Origin of the sequence: Pseudomonas antarctica (genome assembly GCF_001647715.1) — a bacterium.
Lineage (GTDB): Bacteria > Pseudomonadota > Gammaproteobacteria > Pseudomonadales > Pseudomonadaceae > Aquipseudomonas > Aquipseudomonas antarctica_A.
Genome location: NZ_CP015600.1, coordinates 2,080,389 through 2,102,072 on the forward strand (window position 1 = coordinate 2,080,389; position 21,684 = coordinate 2,102,072).

The following is a 21,684-nucleotide window of genomic DNA, read 5'->3' on the forward strand; positions in this document are numbered from 1 at the left end:
GCGATGAACCTCAGCGCGCCGTTTATCCATCGGCCCATTGCCACCACGCTGCTGGCGGCCGGGCTGGCCTTGTTTGGGGTGCTGGCCTTTAACCTGCTGCCGGTGGCGCCACTGCCGGAAGTGGACTTCCCGACCATCAGTGTCAGCGCCTCGCTGCCCGGCGCCGACCCGACCACCGTGGCCAGCTCCGTAGCTACGCCGTTGGAGCGCCAGTTCGGGCAGATCGCCGGGGTCACGCAAATGACCTCGGCCAGCAGCCTGGGCTCAACGCGCATCACGATGCAGTTCGACCTCAGCCGCGACATCGACGGCGCGGCGCGGGATGTGCAGGCGGCGATCAACGCCGCACGCAGCAACCTGCCCAGTGACTTGTCCGGCAACCCGACCTACCGCAAGGTCAACCCGGCGGATTCGCCAATCCTGATCATCAGCCTGACCTCCGACAGCGCCACGCCGGGGCAGATGTACGACGCGGCCTCGACAGTGCTCGAGCAACGCTTGTTGCAGACCACCGGCGTCGGCGATGTAACCGTGGGCGGCGGCGCGCTGCCGGCGGTGCGTGTGGAGCTGAACCCGGACCGGCTCAACCAGTACGGGGTCAGCCTGGAGCAGGTGCGCCAGGTGATCAGCGCGTCCAACGCCAACCTGCCCAAGGGCAATGTGGCGGTGGGTGATCGCTCCTATGGCATTGGTGCCAATGACCAGTTGCTCGACAGCAATGATTACGGGCCGCTGGTGGTCAAGGCGCACAACGGCGACCTGATCCACATTTCCGACCTGGGCTACGTGCGCGAAGACGTGCAGGACCTGCGCAACTTCGGTTTGTCCAACGGCAAGCCGGCAGTGCTGCTGGTGGTGTTCAAGCAGCCGGGCGCCAACGTAATCGACACGGTGGATGCGGTGAAAGCCTCGCTGCCGTTTCTGCAAAGCTCGATCCCGGCATCGATCAAGCTCAGCCTGCTGATGGACCGCACCACCACCATTCGTGCGTCGTTGCATGACGTGGAAGTGACCTTGCTGGCCTCGATCCTGCTGGTGACCCTGGTGACCTTCGGCTTCTTCCGTGACTGGCGCAGCACGCTGGTGCCCGCCGTGGTGGTGCCGTTGTCGTTGCTCGGCACGTTTGGCGCAATGTACTTCCTCGGCTACAGCCTCAATAACCTGTCGCTGATGGCGCTGACCATTTCCACCGGCTTCGTGGTCGACGATGCCATCGTGGTGGTGGAAAACATCATGCGTCACCTGGAGCGCGGCAAGACGCGGGTGGAAGCCGCGCTGGCAGGGGCGCAGGAAGTCGGGTTCACAGTGTTGACCATCAGCGTGTCACTGGTCGCGGTGTTCATCCCGTTATTGCTGATGGGCGGGATCGTCGGGCGGTTGTTTCGCGAGTTCTCGGTGTCACTCTCGGTGGCCATCGTCATCTCGATGGTGATCTCGCTGACCGTGACGCCCATGTTGGCCAGCGTGCTGTTGCGCGCGCCCAAGGAGATTCGCGAGGGCGACGAACACCCGGACTCACGCTTTCACCGGTTTTATGACCGCACCCTGGGCTGGGTGATCGATCACTCGATCCTGATGGGCCTGGTCACGGTGTTGGTGATCGTGCTCGCGGGCGTGTTGTACGTGCTGGTGCCCAAGGGCTTCTTTCCCCAGGAAGACACCGGGCGCCTGCAAGGCAGCATCATTGCCGCGCAGAGCATTTCCTACGGGGCGATGCAAAAGGACTTCACCGCGATCAACCACAAGGTGATGCAAAACCCCAATGTTGAAACCGCGGCCGGGTTTGTCGGCGGCGGTGGCGGCGGGGGTGGAGCGGTCAACAGTGCGCAGTTGTTCGTGCTGCTCAAGCCGATCGACCAGCGCAAAGACAGCGCCACCGACGTGATCGGGCAGATCCGCCACAGCCTGGGCGACTTGCCCGGGACCAAGCTGTTTTTGCAGGCTGCCCAGGACATCACCGTGGGCGGTCGACAAAGCGGTGCACAGTACCAATACACCCTGACTGCCGACGATCAGCAATCCCTGGATGAGTGGGTGCCCAAGGTGGTGGAGGTGTTGCACAAACTGCCGCAGTTGACCGATCTCAATACCGACCAGCAGGACAACAGCCTGCTGGCCAATGTGACCATCAACCGCGACACGGCCGCGCGGCTTGGCGTGGGCATGTCGGCGGTGGACCAGACGCTCTATGACGCGTTCGGCCAGCGCCAGGTCTCGACCCTTTACCGCGCCGCCAACCAATACCATGTGGTGATGGAAATCGCGCCGGAGTACTGGAACGACCCTTCGGCCCTCAAGGGTATTTATGTGCCCACAGGCAGCGCGGCAGTGGCGGCCAAAGGCACCACCGTGGCGCCGAACCTGACCCGGCAAACCACCTTGGTGCCGCTGTCCGCACTGGCGGATAACAGCGTCTCGCGCACGGCGATTTCCATCAGCCACCAAGGCACCTTTCCAGCGGTGACCGTCTCGTTCAACCTGGCCCCCGGCACGTCGATCGGCCAGGCCACTGCACTGGTGGAGGACGCGGTTAAACAGCTGCGCATGCCGGCCAGCGTCACCGGCCAGTTTGCCGGCACGGCCCAGGTCTTCCAGTCCTCGGTGGCCAGTGAGCCGCTGTTGATCGTCGCCGCATTGCTCTCGGTGTACATCGTCTTGGGCATTCTTTATGAAAACCTGATGCACCCGCTGACCATCCTTTCCACCTTGCCCTCGGCGGGCGTCGGCGCGTTGATTGCTCTGCTGCTGACCGGCACCGAGTTGTCGATCATCGCGCTGGTGGGGGTGATTCTGTTGATCGGCATCGTGAAGAAGAACGCGATCATGATGATCGATTTCGCGATCACAGAACGGCGTGAGTTCGGCCTCAGCGCCAAGGAAGCGATTCGTCGCGCCTGCCTGATTCGCTTCCGACCGATCATGATGACGACGCTGGCGGCGATTCTCGGCGCGCTGCCGCTGGTACTCGGCTCGGGCTACGGTTCGGAATTGCGTCGGCCCTTGGGGATTTCGATTATTGGTGGGCTGTTGTTCAGCCAAGTGCTCACGCTTTACACCACCCCGGTGATTTACCTCTGGCTCGACCGGGCGTCTCAACGCCTGGGACGGCACAAGGAAGCAAGGTCATGAAATTCAGATTCAGTGTGTTGTTGGTTGGCCTGATGCTGGGCGGTTGCATGGTCGGGCCGGATTACCAGAAACCTGCCATGGCGCTGCCGCAGTCGTTCAAGGAAGGCGCGCAGTGGCAACGTGCGGTTTCCAACCCTCGGGGCGCAATGGACAGCCAGTGGTGGCTGGCCTATCAGGACCCGGTACTGAATGACCTGGTGGCGCGCTCGGCCAAGGCCAACCAGTCGATCATTGCGGCCGAAGCGGCCTACCGATTGGCGCAGGCGCAAGTGGCCTCGAGTCGCGCCGGGTTGTGGCCGACGGTTGGCGTCGGGTTGTCGGGTTCACGCGGGTCGAGCGGCAGCGGCAGCGGCTCGGGCACCAGCACCACGTCCGGCACGACCACGGGAGGCGTGCAAAACAGTGTCAGCGCCACCCTGACCGCCAGCTGGGAGCCGGACCTGTGGGGCCTGGTGCGCCGAGGTATTGAGTCGAGCCAGGCCACGGCCCAGCAATCGGATGCATTGCTGGCGGGGGTGCGGTTGTCCATCAGCTCCAGCGTGGCGAGCAATTATCTGGCGCTACGCCAGATGGACATCGACGTGCGTCTGTTGCAACAGCAGCAGACGATCAACCAGCAACTGCTCGACATGATCCAGGCGCAGTTCACTCAGGGCGTCGCCACCAATGACCAATTGCTGGTGGCTCAGGACCAACTTACCACCTCGATTGCCGGTTTGCAGACGTCGTTGCGTGACCGCGAGCAATATGAGCATGCACTGGCGGTGCTGGTGGGTGTGGCGCCCAGCGAGTTCAGCGTGGCACCGCGCACGGATTTCACCTTTGTGGTGCCGCGGCCGCCGTTGACCTTGCCTTCGACCTTGCTGCAACGGCGCCCGGATGTGGTTGCGGCAGAACGCTCGGCGGCGTCGGCCAATGCCAGGATCGGCGTGGCCGAAGCGGCGTTCTTTCCTTCCCTGGACCTGACGGCCGAGGTGGGCTATCGCGGCAGTGCCTTGGGTGGGTTGTTCTCCTTGCCTAATCGGATCTGGACCCTGGGGCCTGCGTTGGCCGAGACGATTTTTGATGGCGGTGCGCGGGAGGCGGCGGTCAAACAGGCTGAGGCCAGCTACGATCAGATCGCCGCGAATTATCGCGGGACGGTGCTGAGTGCTTTGCAGAACGTCGAAGACAATCTGTCCGCGATTAATCATCTGCAAACCCAGGCAGATGCCTTCCAGCAGGTCTACCAGCGCAATCAGCAGCTGTTTGGGAGCCAGGAAGCGCAGTTGCGTGCGGGGACGGTCAGCCGGGAGACAGTGCTGACCCAACAGCTGGTGTTGTTGCAGGCAGAGCAGAATTTGCGCGATACCCAAGGGCAGTTGAGTCAGGGGAGTGTGGCGTTGATCCAGAGCCTGGGCGGGGGATGGCAAACTGCGCAGTAATGACCAAGACGGCCAATGAAGGTCTCAGCCCTCATTGGCCGTTGCGCTGTTGCAGCGTGCCTCAGATAACTAGCCTGCTTTGCTGGCAAGCGTAGAGGTTGGTTTTTTTACCGGGAAATCATCATCGAAGAACGTTGACGCTTCTTCAATTTGGGATTTACGTTGTTTGCGCAGAAACTCTTCGAAGTCTTTTTTGATCGCAGGGTCTTCAAGCGCTTCATAATCAAATACGTTGGCGCCGTATTTATAGGAGAAGTTGATGTCGACAAACTCGGCACTGGCGCAGGCGGATGAGAATTTCGAGTTGTTTCTATCAAAGTTGACGCGGTACTGTTTGATTTTTGGAATATAGACGATGTTGGTGCCCACCTTGAACACTTCGACGGAAACACCCACGGTAATGGTTTTGTAGAAGTCTTTGTTGTTTTCGACGCCGAAACGCAAGGCGTCTCCCTGCTTGGCCATAAACTTCTCAAAACTCTTCAGGGCACTGGTGCCTTGCGAGGCGACGATGTCCAATATGAAGTTGACGAAGTCGGCGGCAATACTGACCCCGCGTATATGCCGTGAATAGGATTGCTCATCGATTTTGCTCGGGCCCATCAGCGGTAGTTTTGACAGCGCCAGGCTCCAGAGCGCCACGTCGGTTTTGTACTGCTCCCCCTCGGCTTCGGCCTTGCGCTGCACGTAATTGGTGACGACAGAGGTCATGCCGATCAAGTATTTTTTCAGCTCGCTGATCTTTTTCATGACCTCCGGGTCTTCGATCAACTCGTTGCCGATAATAAACTCAATCAGCCCATCGGTATCGGCGTAGGGGTTATCGGCGTCCTTAAGTTGAATATCCTTGAGGTGTGTGTCGCCAAAGAAACTATGGGCTTCTTTCAGTTGTTCGGAGAATAAGCGGACGTCTTTGACGTGGGCGGGCAGGGCGCTAAGTGTTTTCATTTCGTCATTTCCTTATGAAAGCAGTCACTAACTGTTTGACGCGACTCCATCACGGATGGCTGTCCGTCAGGGTCGCGAAAGTTCACCACGGATGAAACATGCTTGGCTGTTTTAAATCGGTTTTTAGTGCCTCGGTTATTCGAGGTATGGCCTCTGAAAAAGAGGTAGGGGAGTTATAGGTTTAATGCCGGGTATTGGCAATGAACACGCTCAACCAATTCGCTTGCTTGGCCGGAACAGTTATAGCGTTTAGGAGTGAGCCTTTAGAGGCTGTATTTTGACGGCCGTCACTCATGCGTGCGAAGTATGGCTAAGTGATGGCTTTTGCAAGGTTTTTGGTGGCCGCTTTCCAGCTGTTGAAACCTCACGATGAGGCAGGGCCGTCGGCCGAAGCCTGGAGGATACGACGAGTGGTTGCGTTCGAAATCAAAATCAAAAGCCAGGCGACGCGCGATTGGCAATGTGCAGGAATATAGATACGATACTAATCATTAGCTTGCTATCTATGTGCTCATTGAATGAAGTCTTCCACGTTTCAACTCCCGGATTTCTGGCAAGCCACCCTGGCGCCTTCGCGGGTCGATCTGCTGTTTGCCTTGCGCAACATGATCGCCGGCGGGGTCGCGTTGTATCTGGCTTTTTGCTTTGACCTGCAGCAGCCACAATGGGCTTTGACCACGGTGTTTATCGTCGGCCAATCCACCAGCGGCATGGTCTTGGCCAAGGGCGCCTATCGGCTGCTGGGCACGTTTGTAGGCGCCCTGGCTTCGGTCGTAATGATCGGGGTTTTCGGCCAGGCGCCGTTGCTGTTCCTGCTGTGCATGGCGTTGTGGCTGGCATTCTGCACCACGGGGGCTTCGCTGCTGCGTAATCACGCCTCTTATGGCTTTGTGTTGGCGGGCTACACCACGGCCATTATTGCCTTGCCCGCGACCGCCGCGCCGCTGGGCGTGTTCGATGAGGCGGTGGCGCGCTGCCAGGAAATCAGCCTGGGGATCCTCTGCGCGTCTATCGCCAGCACGATCTTATGGCCGCGCCGGGTTGAGCAGACCCTCGCGGTTCAAGGACGCGCCGCCTGGCAGGCGGGAATGCGCGCAGCGGCGTCGGAGCTGCTGGGGACGGATCAGCGCAAGGGCTTGCTGGAGGCGCTGGGCCGTTTGGTGGCGGTGGACGCCCAGCGCGACCATGCCTGGTTTGAAGGCCCCAAGGGCCGGCGCCGCTCCCAGGCGTTGCGGGTGCTCAGTCGCGATTTACTCGGCTTGTTGCGCGCGGCACGCGGCGTGGCCCGGCAACGGATGATGCTGGATGACGCGTCCCTTGTTACGACATGGGTGGAAGACGTGGCCGCCACATTGCAGCAAGAGCGGCAAGAGGCGCTGCCTGAACTGTCGCGTCGCCTTATTTCGGCGCTTGCCGATCCAGGTCTAAGCCCAGACGCGCACTTTTGCCTGGTGCAGTTGGCCCAGGTCCTGCGTTTGGTGAACGTGGGGGCGCTGACCCTGGAGGCTATCGAGACGGGCAGGGTGCCACCGGGCGCGCCGGGGGCCATGTCCTGGCATCGGGATATCGAGCAGGGCGTACTCGGCGGCTTGCGCAGTGCCTTGGCGTTCCTGGCGGTCGCAGCGTTCTGGGTGTTCACGGCCTGGCCCTCGGGCCTGGGCGCGGTGTCGATCAGCGGCGTCGTGTTGAGCCTGTTTGCCGCGCGGGAGAATCCCTCGGCGTCGAGTCTGAATTTTCTCAAGGGTATCGCGCTGTCGATCCCAGTGGCCGGTTTTGTGCGCTTTGCGGTGTTGCCCGGGTTTGACGCTTTCCCGCTGTTATGTGTGGCGCTGGGTGTGCCGTTGTTCTTCGCCTCGCTGTGCATGAGCCGGGTAAAACTGGCAGCCAGCGCCTCGGCGTTTTGCATTTTCTTCGTCAATAACGTCGGGCCGAGCAACCTGATGACCTACGACATCGCCGCCTTCCTCAACAAGGCCATCGCCACGCTGGTGGGCGTCGGCATTGCGGTAGTGGTGTTTCGCCTGATCCAGCTCAACCCGGGCGAGCGCCATTATCGGCGGATGTTCAAGGCCTCATTGTTTGACTTGGCGCAGCTGACGTCACGCCCCTTGGAGCAGGCCGAAAGCTGGTTTGGCGGGCGTATGGCCGATCGCTTGATTCGCCTGTCGCGCTACAGCCAAACCTTGCCTGCCGAGCGTCATACCCATTGGGACAATGGGTTGCTGGGGCTGGATGTGGGCGATGAGTTGCTGGAGTTGCGCGCGAGTTTATCGGGCAGCCAAGGCGCGTTGGCCCGTGTGCGCGATGATTATCTGCGGCAGTTGGCGGTTGTGCTCAAGCAGGGTGGGCCTGGCGTGACGCAGGCATCGGTGCTGGATGCGCCAAGCACTGCGCTGTTGGACGTGCTTGAGCGGTCGTCGATGTTGACGGAGCAGGATCGAGATATGGCCAGGGCGGCGGTGCTGCAGTTGCGGTTTACGTGGCAGAAGTGGTGTCAGCGGGGCGTCTGATTGCAGGAGCTGGCGAGCCAGCTCCTGCAACGAGTGTTACTCGGCGATCTGCAACTTGCGCGATTCGGTGTAGATGTAGCGCACCTTTTCATACTCGAACGGCGAGTTCATCTGACCGTAGCGGAAGCTGGTCTGGTAGCGCTTGTCGACGGCGCGCAGGGCCCAGATTTCCGGGTGGTTTTCGCTGACCTTGGACACGTTGAGGAAGTTGACCTCGGTTTCCGCGCCGTAGTCGACGATCAGGCCGGTGGTGTCGCGCAGGTTCGATGGGCCGAAGATCGGCAGCACCAGGTACGCGCCGCCGGGCACGCCGTAGAAACCCAGGGTCTGGCCGAAGTCTTCGCTCTGGCGTGGCAGTCCCATGGCGGTAGCCGGGTCCCACAGGCCGGCGACGCCGATGGTGGTGTTGAGCAGCAGGCGCCCGGTGGTTTCCAGGGAGCGGTGGCCCTTGAGTTGCAGCAGGCTGTTCAACAGGTTGGGCACGTCGCCCAGGTTGTTGAAGAAGTTGCTGACGCCGGTGCGCAGGAAGCTCGGCGTGACATAGCGATAACCGTCAACCACCGGCAGGAACACCCATTGGTCGAAGCGGTAGTTGAAGTGGTACACGCGGCGGTTCCACGACTCCAGTGGGTCGTAGACATTGAGCGCGGTGAGCGACGAACGCTCGAACTCGCGCTGGTCCAGGCCCGGGTTGAACTTGAGCTTGGTCAGCGGCTCCTTGAAGCCGTCAGCGTCAACCTTGACCGGTTCGTGGGCCTTGCTGTTGTCGGCATTGGCGACGCCCGCGCACATCAGGGCAGCGAGCAGCAGAAGATATTTAGCCACGGAAGAACTCCAGCATGGCGTCGGCGTTGACGCGGTAATTGAGGTTGCCGCAGTGGCCGCCCAGCGGGTAGACGGTCAAGCGATCGCCGAAGGTTTTACGCAGGAAACCGAGGTCGCCAGGGCCGAGAATCACGTCGTCGGCGTTGTGCATCACCGCGATTTTCGGGCTGTCGTGCAGGTAGTCCTTGAGCGCATAGAGGCTGACCTGGTCGACCAGTTGCAGCAGGCTGCCGCCGTCGGAGCGTGCGCGCCACATCGGGATCACTTGTTCGGTGAGGTAGCAGTCGAAGTCGCATTGCAGCGCACGCTTGAGGAACGGCGTGAGGCTGGTGCCTTCGGTGATCGGGTATTTGGGCGGGATGATCAGGCCACGGCGGTTGATCAGGTCCGAGGTAAAGGCAATGTCGGCCGCCGAGAAGCGGAACGAGGTGCCGATCAGCATCGCCATCTGTTCGTTGGTCAGGTGCTGCTTGGAGTTCTGGAAGTCGTAGAGCAGGGCGTCATTGAGGTCGATGTAGCCTTTTTGCTGGAAGTAGCGGGTCAGCTTGGCCAGTACCAGCTCATAGAAGGTGGTGGTGTTGTTGATGCCCTTGACCTCGGTCTGTACCAGCTTGTCGAGGTTGGTGATCGAGGTGTAGAGGTTGACCGGCGGGTTGAGCAGCAGCACTTTCTTGAAGTTGAAGCTGCGGCGGGTCTCGTCCAGCTTGCTGACAAACGCAGCATCCAGGGCGCCCAGGCTGTAGCCGGTGAGGTAGAAGTCGGTCACTGGCAGCGAGGCGTTCTGCGCGCGCACGGCTTGCATCACGCGGTACATGTCTTCGGCGTCTTCCTGGGTGATACCCGGAGTGGCGAAGCGCGAGGCGGCGCTGATGAAGTCGAAGCTGGTGGGCGACGACAACTGCACCACGTGGTAGCCGGCCTGGTAATACAGCTTTTTCAGGTATTCGTTGATGCTGCTGTCAAACCGCGCACCGGTGCCCGCGATCAGGAAGATCAACGGCGCGGCGTGGTCTTGTTTGGCGATGCGGTAGGTGAGTTTCTTCACCGCCCAGAAATTGTCCGGCAGGCTGAACTCGCGCTCTGGGCGCATGTTCAGGGTGTAGTCAGACTGGTTGATCTCATCGTTGGTCGGCAATTTGGGCCGAAGGTCAGGCGGGGTGGTGGCGATGGTCGCTTCGAACGGGTTGGTCAAAGGGAAGCCATAGGTGGCCTGGTCGATGTCGACGGCCAGTGCTGACGCACTCAAAAAAAGGCTGCCGAGTAAGGCAGCACAGCGCAAGGAACGGAGCATGACTTAATCCCTAAGAGGAAACGGGCTGAATGAAGTTCGCAGGCTATGACCACCGCGTTGCCACCGAAGTGCCAGCCTTCGGCACGAAAAGTCGGAAAAAAACGTCGGAATCGGGGTTATAGCAGCCAGAAGATACACGTTGCCACGCATTGATGGACACTAATTGTGTGTATGCGCCTTGCTAACGGCAGCCGGCGCATTAAGCTGAGCGGCGTTTTTGCCTATCGGAGTGCCCCATGTCCCGTCGTTTGCCACTGATCCTGCTGCTTATTGCCCTGCCGTTATGGTTGGCCGCCAGTTATGGCGCCCGTTACGGTTTTATGGAGGATGGCCGGTGGGTGGGTATCTGCGTTGATGAGGCCAGTCGCTGGGAATGCCAGTTGCGTTCGAACCTGGGGTTGATGATCCACTTCAAGGTGTTGGGCTGGGCGGCGTTGATCGCGTCGGTGCTGGCGTTCTTTGTGCCGGGTCGAGCGGGGTGGGGCTTGGCAGTTTTGGCAATGGTGTTCGGCTTGCCGGCGCTGGCCTTGTACAACACCACGTTTGCGGTGTTTGCGGTGGTGATTGCCGGGTTGCGGTTGGTCAGGAAGCCTCGCGTTGCCTGACAGGGCCTCATCGCAGCATAGGTATCTCACATCTTTTTTTACGGGTTGAGTGCTGTGGTTGTCGGGGGGGCGCTGAGTACATATCCGTTGTTTGGGTCACGGCTGACATTGGTTTCGCCCTTACGGCGACTCACTTTGGAAAAGCCCCAAAGTAAGCAAAGGGCTCTTGCCCCACCACTCGGCACCTCGCCTAGGCTCGGTGTGCCCTCACTCCGGCATCACGAAGCGGGCCGCCGCGACGGGCCGTCCCTGCCCCGTCGCGGGTAAACCGGCGTCCTGCCGGTTTACCCGCTCCGTAATACCTGCGTTCGGCCAGCGTGGTTAACGGGGCGCCTAGGATCAACAGCAGATCAAGATCAAAAGCAGAGCACGGCGGCCTGGTAGCCGACCTGAGTGGTTAGATCAAAAGCAAAGCTGAAGCGGCCTTCCAGCCGACCTGATCTTGGAAACTGAACTCGGATAGTGTCAGTTGATGCATCTGGTGACTGACCCAGCGTATTCGCGAGCAAGTCGAATCGCCGCACCGCCGCTCCCACATTTGGAACTCAGTACATCAGGCAGAGAGTGTGCGGCTCTTCAGGCTGTACTCGGTCAATGTGGGAGCTGGCTTGCCTGCGATGGCATCAGTTGGGTATCCCTGATGTACCGAGGTGTCTGCATCGCAGCGGTTCGGCGGTCCGACAAGCCAGCTCCCACATTAGAGCGCATTCCAGGGATGCACTCGATCAAATGTGGGCGCTGGCTTGCCGAATCGTCGCAACGCTGCAAAAGCGGTCTTAAGCCCTACGCACCCGCAAGCAACGCCATAACGCTACAACCATCATCACGCTGACCACCGCCCAACCCCACGCCTGCTGGTTCAGCAGACCTTCACGGTAGAGCTGCGGCGCAATGCCGGCACCGATAATGAAGGCCAGCAGCGCGATCTCCCGGCGTGGCCCCGTTACCGGGCGAACCAGGTACACCAAGGCCGGCAACACCAGTGCCGCACTTGGGAAGCTGCGATACCGCGGGTCAAATACCAGTGCGAGCATCATCACCGCTCCGGCAAAGCCGGCGATTGCCACCAGCCAGCCTGCGCGTTGCTCCAGCCAGTTGAAAGCCCGTTCGCGCCAACCGTCCCGCGCACTCAGGGCCAGCGCGGCATGGGCCAGCACCAGCAGGTTCAGCACGACCAGCAAGCCTGCCCACACCCATTCATCGTTGAAGCGTGCGGTTACGCGGGTCAGTTCGGCCCAGATGCCGATTGAGCAGGCGGCGACCGCTCCGAGCAGTGGCAGCATTAGCGCTGCGCGAGTGCTGCGAACGCGCCCGCCGAGGGCCAAGGTACCCAACAGGATAATCCCGCCCACGCCCAACCACAGCGGCCAGTACGGCACATTGCTCACCGGCCCTGCGAGGATGCCCTTGTCCTGGCGGTCGGCGTCAAACAGCCCCCAATAACCGCCGACCGCGCCTTCACTGGCGCGCTTCCATGGCTGGTCAAAGGCTTCGATCAGGTTATAGCGCCAACCGTTGGCCTCGGCCATGGCCACAAAACCACGCATGAACTTGGCTTCGTTGACCCGGCTCGGCACGGCGGTTTCGCGCTGGCGACCTTCGCTGGGCCAGCCGGTCTCGCCGATCAGCACGTCTTTTGGCGCGAACTTGTTGCCGAAGGTCTGGCGCACATCACCCACGTGCTTGAGCGCCTGGTCGATGCCGGACGGGTCATCTTCCCAGTACGGCAGCAGGTGAATGGTCAGGAAATCCACGGCCGGGGCAATTTCCGGGTGTTGCAGCCAGAATTCCCAGACATCGGCATAGGTGACCGGCTGTTTGATCTGACTTTTGACTTTATGGATCAGCGTCACCAGTTGCTTGGCGGTGACTTCTTTGCGCAGCAGGGCTTCGTTGCCGACGATGACCGAGGTGACCACGTCGGGGTTGGCGTTGGCCGCCGCGATCAACTCGTCGATTTCTTTTTCGGTGGCAACCGGGTCACTGCTGACCCAGGCGCCGGCCATTAACTTCAATCCATGTTTGCGCGCCATGCCCGGCAGGGCTTCCAAACCGGTCATGGAGTAGGTGCGAATGCATTCAAAGCGGGTGGCCAGCAAGGCCAGGTCGGCGTCCATGCGCTCGGGACGCAGCTTGAACGGCTGATCGAACGGCGATTGGTCTTTGTCGAATGGCGTGTAGGACGCACATTGCATTTTGTGGCTGGCGCTGGCCACATCCGGCAACACCACCGGCCGGCCGAGGCCATACCAATAGCCGACAAGGGCAAGCACGCCGAGGATCATGGCGAAAAAATAGGGCAGGGCAGGGAAGCGGGCAGTCGCGGGCATGGTCAGCTTATCTGGGGGAGCAAAGGCGCGCATCTTACCCGGATTTGGCCCGTCCCAGTGGGGCAGCATGATTTAGACATGCAAAGTTCGGGCGGGATTTTGGCAGCATGTCCTGCAAACCGGGCTGCTGGCGATGTGATGTCGTTTCTTGCTTGCCTGAGGTCGCAGTCAGAGCAGGTCCAAGCCCCCGGCAGGTTGATGATCGAAGTGTCAGCACTCCACTGATGTCTGTGCCGCCGGATCGATGCGCGTGAAGGGGGCGCGGTGCACCACATAACAACAGGTTGACGTCGCTCGGCATCCGTCGGGCGCAGCACTTTCGGGGAAGTACTATGAAGATGCGACGACTCTTGGGCGCAGCTGCCACTCTGGTAGTTGCGATGGGCTCCACACTGGCCAGCGCCGACAGCAAAACCCTGAGCATCGGCTATGTAGACGGCTGGTCCGACAGCGTTGCCACCACTCACGTGGCGGCAGAGGTGATCAAGGAAAAGCTCGGTTATGACGTGAAACTGCAAGCCGTCGCCACCGGGATCATGTGGCAGGGCGTAGCTACCGGCAAACTCGACGCCATGCTTTCCGCCTGGCTGCCCGTGACCCACGGTGAATACTGGGCCAAGAACAAGGACAAGGTGGTCGACTACGGGCCTAACTTCAAGGATGCGAAAATTGGCTTGATCGTGCCGGAGTACGTCAAGGCCAAGTCCATCGAAGACCTCAAGACCGACACCACCTTCAAGAACAAGATCGTCGGCATTGATGCCGGTTCAGGCGTAATGCTCAAGACCGACGAAGCCATCAAGGCCTATGGCCTGGATTACAAGCTGCAAGCCAGTTCGGGCGCTGCGATGATCGCCGAGCTGACCCGTGCCGAAGACAAGCAGGAATCCATTGCGGTGACCGGTTGGGTGCCACACTGGATGTTCGCCAAGTGGAAACTGCGTTTCCTGGACGATCCAAAAGGGATTTATGGTGCTGCTGAAACCGTCAACAGCATCGGCAGCAAGGGCCTGGAGAAGAAAGCGCCGGAAGTCGCCGCCTTCCTGAAGAAATTCCAGTGGGCCTCCAAGGACGAAATCGGCGAAGTCATGCTCGCGATTCAAGAGGGTGCCAAGCCTGATGCGGCGGCCAAGGACTGGGTTGCCAAGCACCCTGAGCGTGTCGCCGAGTGGATCGGTAAATAACCCCCGAAGCGTCTAAATAGCACCTTGCAAGCCCGTCTGGCGTTTTCGTCAGACGGGCTTTGTCATTTACGGGAGAAAAGCTGTCACTTTAATCAGTTCAAAGTTGGCGCGAACCCTCATGTCGTTCTAATACTAAGGTCGTCTGGAACCTGTTCTGCAGCCGCATACAGTGGATACGTTCCAATAATAAAAAAGCTGTGCTGCGAGGATAAAAACAATGAACGACAGCATTTACCTCTCGATTCAAAACAGCCCGCGTTTCAAGGAGCTGGTGAGAAAAAGGGAAAGGTTCGCCTGGATTCTCTCGGCGATCATGCTAGGGCTTTACTCCGCTTTCATTCTTCTGATTGCCTATGGGCCGCAAATACTGGGGGCCAAGATCAGTCCCGGCTCGTCCATCACCTGGGGAATCCCGATTGGGGTCGGGCTGATTGTTTCGGCCTTTGTCCTGACTGCGATTTACGTACGACGCGCCAACGGCGAATTTGACGACCTGAACAATGCGATTCTCAAGGAGGCTGCGCAATGATCCGTCGTCTATTGGCTGTACTCGGCGCTTCGGTCTTTGCGCCTGCCGTTTGGGCGGCGGAAGCATTGACCGGCGAAGTGCATAAACAACCGCTGAATATCCCGGCGATCCTGATGTTCGTCGCCTTCGTCGGCGCGACCCTGTGCATCACCTACTGGGCATCCAAGCGCAACAAATCGGCCGCCGACTACTATGCGGCCGGCGGCAAGATCACCGGTTTCCAGAACGGCCTGGCGATTGCTGGCGACTACATGTCGGCGGCGTCCTTCCTGGGGATTTCCGCGCTGGTGTTCACCTCCGGCTACGATGGCCTGATCTACTCGATCGGCTTCCTGGTGGGCTGGCCGATCATTCTGTTCCTGATCGCCGAACGCCTGCGTAACCTGGGCAAGTACACCTTTGCCGACGTAGCGTCCTATCGCCTGGGGCAAACCCAGATCCGCAGCCTGTCGGCCTGTGGCTCGCTGGTGGTGGTGGCGTTCTACCTGATCGCGCAGATGGTTGGCGCGGGCAAGCTGATCCAGTTGCTGTTCGGCCTCGATTACCATGTGGCGGTGATCCTGGTGGGCATCCTGATGTGCATGTACGTGCTGTTCGGCGGCATGCTGGCGACCACATGGGTGCAGATCATCAAGGCGGTCCTGCTGCTGTCCGGCGCCTCGTTCATGGCGCTGATGGTGATGAAGCACGTCAACTTCGACTTCAACATGCTGTTTTCCGAGGCGATCAAGGTTCACCCTAAAGGTGAAGCGATCATGAGTCCCGGCGGCCTGGTGAAAGATCCGATCTCTGCATTCTCCTTGGGGCTGGCGCTGATGTTCGGCACCGCAGGCCTGCCGCACATCCTGATGCGCTTCTTCACCGTAAGCGACGCCAAGGAAGCTCGTAAGAGCGTGCTGTATGCCACGGGCTTCATCGGCTACTTCTACATCCTGACCTTTATCATCGGCTTCGGCGCGATCCTGTTGGTCAGCACCAACCCGGCGTTCAAGGATGCGGCAGGCGCCTTGCTGGGCGGTAACAACATGGCGGCGGTGCACCTGGCCAACGCGGTGGGCGGCAGTATCTTCCTGGGCTTCATCTCGGCTGTGGCATTTGCCACCATCCTGGCGGTGGTTGCCGGTTTGACCCTGGCGGGCGCTTCGGCGGTGTCCCATGACCTGTATGCCAGCGTGATCAAGAAAGGCAAGGCCAACGAAAAGGATGAGATTCGCGTGTCGAAGATCACCACCATCGCCCTGGCGGTGCTGGCAATCGGCCTGGGTATCCTGTTCGAAAGCCAGAACATTGCGTTCATGGTCGGCCTGGCGTTCTCCATTGCGGCCAGCTGTAACTTCCCGGTACTGCTGCTTTCCATGTACTGGAAAAACCTCACCACCCGTGGCGCGATGATTGGCGGCTGGCTGGGCTTGATCAGTGCCGTCGGCCTGATGATCCTTGGCCCGACCATCTGGGTCTCGATCCTGCACCACGAAAAAGCCATCTTCCCGTACGAGTACCCGGCGCTGTTCTCGATGATCATCGCGTTCGTCGGTATCTGGTTCTTCTCCATCACCGACAAGTCGGCGGCGGCAGAGAAGGAGCGTGCACTGTACTTCCCGCAGTTTGTGCGTTCGCAAACGGGCCTGGGGGCGAGTGGGGCGGTGAATCATTGAGGCAGTTGCAAGCTTTAAGCTACAAGCTGCAAGTTAGAAGCAGTGTTGTATAGAGAAATACCCCTGTCGTGAGGCAGGGGTATTTTTTTGCTTGTAGCTAACAGCTTGAAGCTTGCAGCTCACTAAATCCCAGCCAAAAAAAACGGCCTCATAAAGAGGCCGTTTTATTTGGCTGGGATTTAGTGCCGATCTTCCAGCTTGGTGATGTCACGCGACTCGTAGCCGGTGTACAGCTGGCGCGGGCGGCCAATCTTGTACGGGCTGGAGAGCATTTCTTTCCAGTGGGAGATCCAGCCTACAGTACGGGCCAGGGCGAAGATCACGGTGAACATGCTGGTTGGAATGCCGATCGCCTTGAGGATGATCCCCGAGTAGAAGTCGACGTTCGGGTACAGCGAGCGCTCGATGAAGTACGGGTCGGTCAGGGCGATCTCTTCCAGGCGCATGGCCAGTTCGAGTTGCGGATCGTTCTTGATGCCCAGTTCCTTCAACACTTCGTCGCAGGTCTGCTTCATCACGGTGGCGCGTGGGTCACGGTTCTTGTAGACGCGGTGACCGAAGCCCATCAGCTTGAACGGATCGTTCTTGTCCTTGGCCTTGGCGATGAACGTGTCGATGTTCGAGACATCGCCGATTTCATCCAGCATGGTCAACACGGCTTCGTTCGCACCGCCGTGGGCAGGGCCCCACAGTGCGGCGATACCGGCGGCGATACAGGCGAACGGGTTGGCACCCGAAGAGCCGGCCAGACGTACGGTAGAGGTGGAGGCGTTCTGCTCGTGGTCGGCGTGGAGGATGAAAATCCGGTCCATCGCCTTGGCCAGCACCGGGCTGATCGGTTTGATCTCGCACGGGGTGTTGAACATCATGTGCAGGAAGTTTTCCGCGTACGTCAGGTCGTTGCGCGGGTACATCATGGGCTGGCCCATGGAGTACTTGTAAACCATTGCGGCCAGGGTTGGCATCTTGGCAACCAGGCGGATCGCGGAGATTTCGCGATGCTGCGGGTTATTGATGTCCAGGGAGTCGTGATAGAAGGCCGACAGGGCGCCGACTACGCCGCACATGACGGCCATCGGGTGGGCGTCGCGACGGAAGCCGTTGAAGAAGGTCTTCAACTGCTCGTGAACCATGGTGTGGTTCTTCACGGTGCTGACGAACTGGGCTTTCTGCTCGGCTGTTGGCAATTCGCCGTTTAGCAGCAGGTAGCAGGTTTCCAGATAGTCCGACTTCTCAGCCAGTTGCTCGATCGGGTAGCCCCGGTGCAGCAGAATGCCATTGTCGCCGTCGATATAGGTGATCTTCGACTCGCAAGAGGCGGTCGACATGAAGCCTGGGTCGAAAGTGAAACGGCCCGTGGCCGTCAGGCCCCGTACGTCGATAACATCGGGACCAACGGTGCCGGTTAAAATGGGCAGCTCGACGGGGGCTGCGCCCTCGATGATCAACTGCGCTTTTTTGTCAGCCATGTGGCCTCCTATTTATGCTTCAAATCATCAGACAGACCCCCCACGCAGGGCCCGCACCACTATAGTGAGATAAATTCAGATGTCAATTTGCCTAAAGTCTTGCTCCAGAAGGCTTTAACCGTACTTTTTCGTCGAAATTGACTGCCATTTACGCCTTTTATCCCGCCAGCGCAATCAGCTATTAGGGTGAGGTGTGCGCGTTGTCATTAGTAGCCTAACTGTCTATACTCGGCCACCGACCGCCAAGGGCTTTTGGGCTTGCTTTCATTGGGGGTCGCACTCCCTGGGTGGTGCTTACCTGACCAGTGCACTCCCCAACAACTTTGCCCTGATTGTTAGGGGCTCTTCAGTGTGAAAAAAAGCCGTGAATAGCCAACGACCTGTAAACCTAGACCTAAGGACCATCAAACTCCCCATCACCGGCGTTACGTCGTTCCTGCACCGTGTTTCCGGCATCATCCTGTTCCTGGGCTTGGGCATCATGCTTTATGCATTGAGCAAATCCCTGGGTTCCGAGGAAGGATACGCCGAGGTGAAGGCATGCTTGACCAGCCCGCTGGCCAAGTTCGTAGCATGGGGCCTCCTGTCCGCTCTGCTTTATCACCTGGTAGCCGGCGTGCGCCACTTGATCATGGATATGGGCATCGGTGAGACGCTGGAAGGCGGCCGCCTGGGCTCGAAAATCATCATCGCCATTTCCGTGGCGCTGATCGTTCTGGCAGGAGTTTGGATATGGTAACCAGCGTTACGAACCTATCGCGTTCAGGCCTCTATGACTGGATGGCGCAGCGTGTGTCTGCGGTCGTTCTCGCGGCTTATTTCATTTTCCTGATCGGATACCTCGTCGCAAACCCGGGCATTGGCTATGAGCAATGGCACGGCCTGTTTTCCCACAATGCGATGCGAATCTTCAGTCTGCTGGCACTTGTAGCCCTGGGCGCTCACGCCTGGGTCGGCATGTGGACCATCGCGACCGACTACCTGACGCCGATGGCGCTGGGCAAGTCCGCGACTGCAGTACGTTTCCTCTTCCAGGCAGTATGCGGCGTCGCGATGTTCGCTTACTTCGTCTGGGGTGTGCAGATTCTTTGGGGTATCTGAGTCATGGCTAACATTCCAACTATTTCCTTCGACGCCATCATCATTGGTGGCGGCGGTGCTGGCATGCGCGCAGCGCTGCAGCTGGCTCAGGGTGGTCACAAGACTGCCGTGATCACCAAGGTGTTCCCGACGCGTTCGCACACTGTTTCAGCCCAGGGTGGCATCACCTGCGCCATCGCCTCCGCCGATCCGAACGATGACTGGCGCTGGCACATGTACGATACCGTCAAGGGTTCCGACTACATCGGTGACCAGGACGCTATCGAATACATGTGTCAGGAAGGCCCGGCTGCCGTGTTCGAGCTGGACCACATGGGCCTGCCGTTCTCGCGTACCGAGCAAGGTCGTATCTACCAGCGTCCATTCGGCGGCCAGTCGAAAGATTACGGTAAAGGCGGCCAGGCTGCCCGTACGTGCGCCGCGTCCGACCGTACCGGTCATGCGCTGCTGCATACCCTTTATCAGGGCAACCTGAAAGCCGGCACTACGTTCCTGAACGAGTACTACGCTGTTGACCTGGTCAAAAACCAGGACGGCGCATTCGTCGGCGTGATTGCCATCTGCATCGAAACCGGTGAAACCACCTACATCCGCGCCAAGGCAACTGTTCTGGCGACTGGCGGTGCAGGTCGTATCTACGCTTCGACCACCAATGCCCTGATCAACACCGGTGACGGCGTCGGCATGGCACTGCGTGCGGGCGTGCCGGTACAAGACATCGAAATGTGGCAGTTCCACCCGACCGGTATCGCCGGCGCGGGCGTACTGGTTACCGAAGGTTGCCGTGGTGAAGGTGGTTACCTGATCAACAAGCACGGCGAGCGTTTCATGGAGCGTTATGCTCCGAACGCGAAAGACCTTGCCGGTCGTGACGTTGTTGCCCGTTCGATGGTTAAAGAAATCATCGCTGGCAATGGCTGTGGCCCGAATGGCGACCACGTACTGCTGAAGCTCGATCACCTGGGCGAAGAAGTGCTGCACAGCCGCCTGCCAGGTATCTGTGAGCTGTCCAAGACTTTTGCTCACGTTGACCCGGTGGTTGCTCCGGTTCCGGTTGTTCCGACTTGCCACTATATGATGGGCGGTGTTCCGACCAACATTCATGGCCAGGCGATCACTCAGAACGCTGAAGGCGTGGACGAGATCATTCATGGCCTGTTCGCGGTAGGCGAAGTGGCATGCGTATCGGTTCACGGTGCCAACCGTCTGGGCGGCAACTCGCTGCTCGACCTGGTGGTGTTCGGCCGCGCGGCCGGCCTGCACCTGGAAAAAGCCCTGACCGACGGCATCGAATACGATGACGCTACCGACGCCAATATCGAGGCCGCCCTGGCGCGCCTGAACGCTCTGAACGAGCGTACCGATGGTGAAGACGTAGCTACCCTGCGTCGCGAGCTGCAAAACTGCATGCAGAACTACTTCGGTGTATTCCGTACTGGCGAATACATGCAGAAGGGTATCGCCCAGCTGGCCGATCTGCGCAAGCGTATTGCCAACGTCAAGATCAACGATAAGAGCCAGGCGTTCAACACCGCTCGTATCGAAGCACTTGAGCTGCAAAACCTGTTGGAAGTGGCTGAAGCGACTGCGATCGCCGCCGAGGTTCGTAAAGAATCCCGTGGTGCTCACGCTCGTGAAGACTTTGAAGATCGCGACGACGAAAACTGGTTGTGCCACACCCTGTACTTCCCGGGTGACAAGCGCGTAACCAAGCGTGCCGTGAACTTCTCGCCGAAGACAGTTCCGACCTTTGAACCGAAGATTCGGACTTACTAAGGGTGGCTGCCATGTTGAAAGTCAGTGTTTACCGCTACAACCCTGATCAGGACGCTGCGCCGTTCATGCAGGAATTCCAGGTCGATACCGGTGGTAAAGACCTGATGGTGCTGGATGTATTGGCACTGATCAAAGAGCAGGACGAAGGTTTCTCCTATCGTCGCTCTTGCCGTGAAGGTGTGTGCGGTTCCGACGGCATGAACATCAACGGCAAAAACGGCCTGGCGTGCATTACGCCGCTGTCCGCCGTCGTCAAAGGCAACAAGCTGATCGTTCGTCCTCTGCCAGGTTTGCCGGTTATCCGTGACCTGGTCGTCGATATGAGCATCTTCTACAAGCAATACGAGAAAGTTAAGCCGTTCCTGCAGAACGACACGCCGGCTCCGGCCATCGAGCGTCTGCAGTCCCCTGAAGAGCGTGAAAAGCTCGACGGTCTGTACGAGTGCATCCTGTGCGCTTGCTGCTCGACCTCGTGCCCGTCCTTCTGGTGGAACCCGGACAAGTTCCTGGGTCCAGCCGCTCTGCTGCAAGCGTACCGCTTCCTGGCAGACAGCCGTGACACCAAGACGTCCGAGCGTCTGGCTTCGCTGGATGACCCGTTCAGCGTATTCCGCTGCCGCGGGATCATGAACTGCGTCAACGTATGTCCTAAAGGCCTGAACCCGACTAAGGCCATTGGTCACATCCGTAACATGCTGCTGCAAAGCGGCGTGTAACTGACGTTGTAACAAAGCAGGACCGTTGTGCCCGTAAATGCTACGGCGCAGGCTTCAACCGGCGCCGTAGTTTTAACTTGAGCAGCGACTTACAAAGCCGCGGCTCTTATTTTGAAGAAATGAGACAAGCAGGGGCATTCGGGTTGGTACCCGAACTATCAGCGTGATCCTAAGTGGCTTGTTTTGGTCGCT

Annotated in this window: 16 protein-coding genes; 11 read left to right on the forward strand and 5 right to left on the reverse strand. The window is 59.4% G+C overall.

Annotated elements, in window-relative coordinates; all coding sequences use genetic code 11:
- Positions 1–3: 3 nt before the first annotated feature.
- Together A7J50_RS09670 and A7J50_RS09675 are read left to right on the forward strand one after the other, a co-directional pair.
- Complete coding sequence (locus tag A7J50_RS09670; RefSeq protein WP_064451594.1) at positions 4–3,129, forward strand: efflux RND transporter permease subunit; 3,126 nt, start codon at positions 4–6, stop codon at positions 3,127–3,129.
- Complete coding sequence (locus tag A7J50_RS09675) at positions 3,126–4,553, forward strand: efflux transporter outer membrane subunit (RefSeq protein WP_064451595.1); 1,428 nt, start codon at positions 3,126–3,128, stop codon at positions 4,551–4,553. The genes A7J50_RS09670 and A7J50_RS09675 overlap by 4 nt, the downstream gene beginning before the upstream one ends.
- Positions 4,554–4,622: 69 nt before the next feature.
- Here A7J50_RS09675 and A7J50_RS09680 read toward each other — a convergent pair whose 3' ends face one another.
- Positions 4,623–5,501, reverse strand: coding sequence for a hypothetical protein (locus A7J50_RS09680; protein WP_064451596.1), 879 nt, complete (start codon positions 5,499–5,501; stop codon positions 4,623–4,625).
- A 518-nt stretch (positions 5,502–6,019) separates the two neighbouring features.
- On the opposite strand from A7J50_RS09680, the gene A7J50_RS09685 reads away from it, so the two are divergent.
- Positions 6,020–8,011, forward strand: coding sequence for an FUSC family protein (locus A7J50_RS09685; RefSeq protein ID WP_064451597.1), 1,992 nt, complete (start codon positions 6,020–6,022; stop codon positions 8,009–8,011).
- A 36-nt stretch (positions 8,012–8,047) separates the two neighbouring features.
- Here A7J50_RS09685 and A7J50_RS09690 read toward each other — a convergent pair whose 3' ends face one another.
- Positions 8,048–8,836, reverse strand: coding sequence for a VacJ family lipoprotein (locus A7J50_RS09690; protein ID WP_064451598.1), 789 nt, complete (start codon positions 8,834–8,836; stop codon positions 8,048–8,050).
- Positions 8,829–10,127, reverse strand: a complete 1,299-nt coding sequence (locus A7J50_RS09695) for a hypothetical protein (protein WP_064451599.1) — start codon at positions 10,125–10,127, stop codon at positions 8,829–8,831. The genes A7J50_RS09690 and A7J50_RS09695 overlap by 8 nt, the downstream gene beginning before the upstream one ends.
- A 236-nt stretch (positions 10,128–10,363) precedes the next feature.
- Between A7J50_RS09695 and A7J50_RS09700 the strand changes: the two genes are divergently transcribed.
- Entirely contained in the window at positions 10,364–10,732 is a 369-nt protein-coding gene (locus tag A7J50_RS09700) for a hypothetical protein (protein WP_064451600.1), read from the forward strand.
- Between the two features lie 776 nt (positions 10,733–11,508).
- On the opposite strand, the gene A7J50_RS09705 is transcribed toward A7J50_RS09700, so the two are convergent.
- Positions 11,509–13,062, reverse strand: a complete 1,554-nt coding sequence (locus A7J50_RS09705; protein ID WP_064451601.1) for a glycosyl hydrolase family 17 protein — start codon at positions 13,060–13,062, stop codon at positions 11,509–11,511.
- A 332-nt stretch (positions 13,063–13,394) separates the two neighbouring features.
- On the opposite strand from A7J50_RS09705, the gene A7J50_RS09710 reads away from it, so the two are divergent.
- From A7J50_RS09710 to A7J50_RS09720, 3 genes are all read left to right on the forward strand, one after another.
- The gene (locus A7J50_RS09710; protein ID WP_024074296.1) at positions 13,395–14,246 is read left to right on the forward strand and encodes a glycine betaine ABC transporter substrate-binding protein; all 852 of its coding nucleotides are present in this window, start codon (positions 13,395–13,397) and stop codon (positions 14,244–14,246) included.
- Positions 14,247–14,463: 217 nt separating this feature from the next.
- Positions 14,464–14,775: a DUF485 domain-containing protein gene (locus A7J50_RS09715; protein ID WP_064451602.1), complete on the forward strand. Its 312-nt coding sequence runs from the start codon at positions 14,464–14,466 to the stop codon at positions 14,773–14,775.
- Positions 14,772–16,430: a cation acetate symporter gene (locus A7J50_RS09720; protein WP_064451603.1), complete on the forward strand. Its 1,659-nt coding sequence runs from the start codon at positions 14,772–14,774 to the stop codon at positions 16,428–16,430. Before A7J50_RS09715 ends, A7J50_RS09720 begins: the two co-directional genes overlap by 4 nt.
- 179 nt (positions 16,431–16,609) lie before the next feature.
- On the opposite strand, the gene gltA is transcribed toward A7J50_RS09720, so the two are convergent.
- Positions 16,610–17,899: a citrate synthase gene (gene gltA, locus A7J50_RS09725; protein WP_034137560.1), complete on the reverse strand. Its 1,290-nt coding sequence runs from the start codon at positions 17,897–17,899 to the stop codon at positions 16,610–16,612.
- 364 nt (positions 17,900–18,263) lie between these two features.
- Between gltA and sdhC the strand changes: the two genes are divergently transcribed.
- From sdhC to A7J50_RS09745, 4 genes are read left to right on the forward strand one after another with little or no spacing between them, the layout of a single operon-like run.
- Positions 18,264–18,638, forward strand: coding sequence for a succinate dehydrogenase, cytochrome b556 subunit (sdhC, locus tag A7J50_RS09730; RefSeq protein WP_064451604.1), 375 nt, complete (start codon positions 18,264–18,266; stop codon positions 18,636–18,638).
- Positions 18,632–19,000, forward strand: coding sequence for a succinate dehydrogenase, hydrophobic membrane anchor protein (gene sdhD, locus A7J50_RS09735; RefSeq protein WP_003172805.1), 369 nt, complete (start codon positions 18,632–18,634; stop codon positions 18,998–19,000). The genes sdhC and sdhD overlap by 7 nt, the downstream gene beginning before the upstream one ends.
- A gap of 3 nt (positions 19,001–19,003) precedes the next feature.
- Positions 19,004–20,776 carry a succinate dehydrogenase flavoprotein subunit gene (gene sdhA / locus A7J50_RS09740; protein WP_064451605.1) on the forward strand — a complete coding sequence of 591 codons (1,773 nt, stop codon included), beginning with the start codon at positions 19,004–19,006 and terminating at the stop codon, positions 20,774–20,776.
- Between the two features lie 11 nt (positions 20,777–20,787).
- Entirely contained in the window at positions 20,788–21,492 is a 705-nt protein-coding gene (locus A7J50_RS09745) for a succinate dehydrogenase iron-sulfur subunit (RefSeq protein WP_003172807.1), read from the forward strand.
- Positions 21,493–21,684 lie beyond the last annotated feature (192 nt).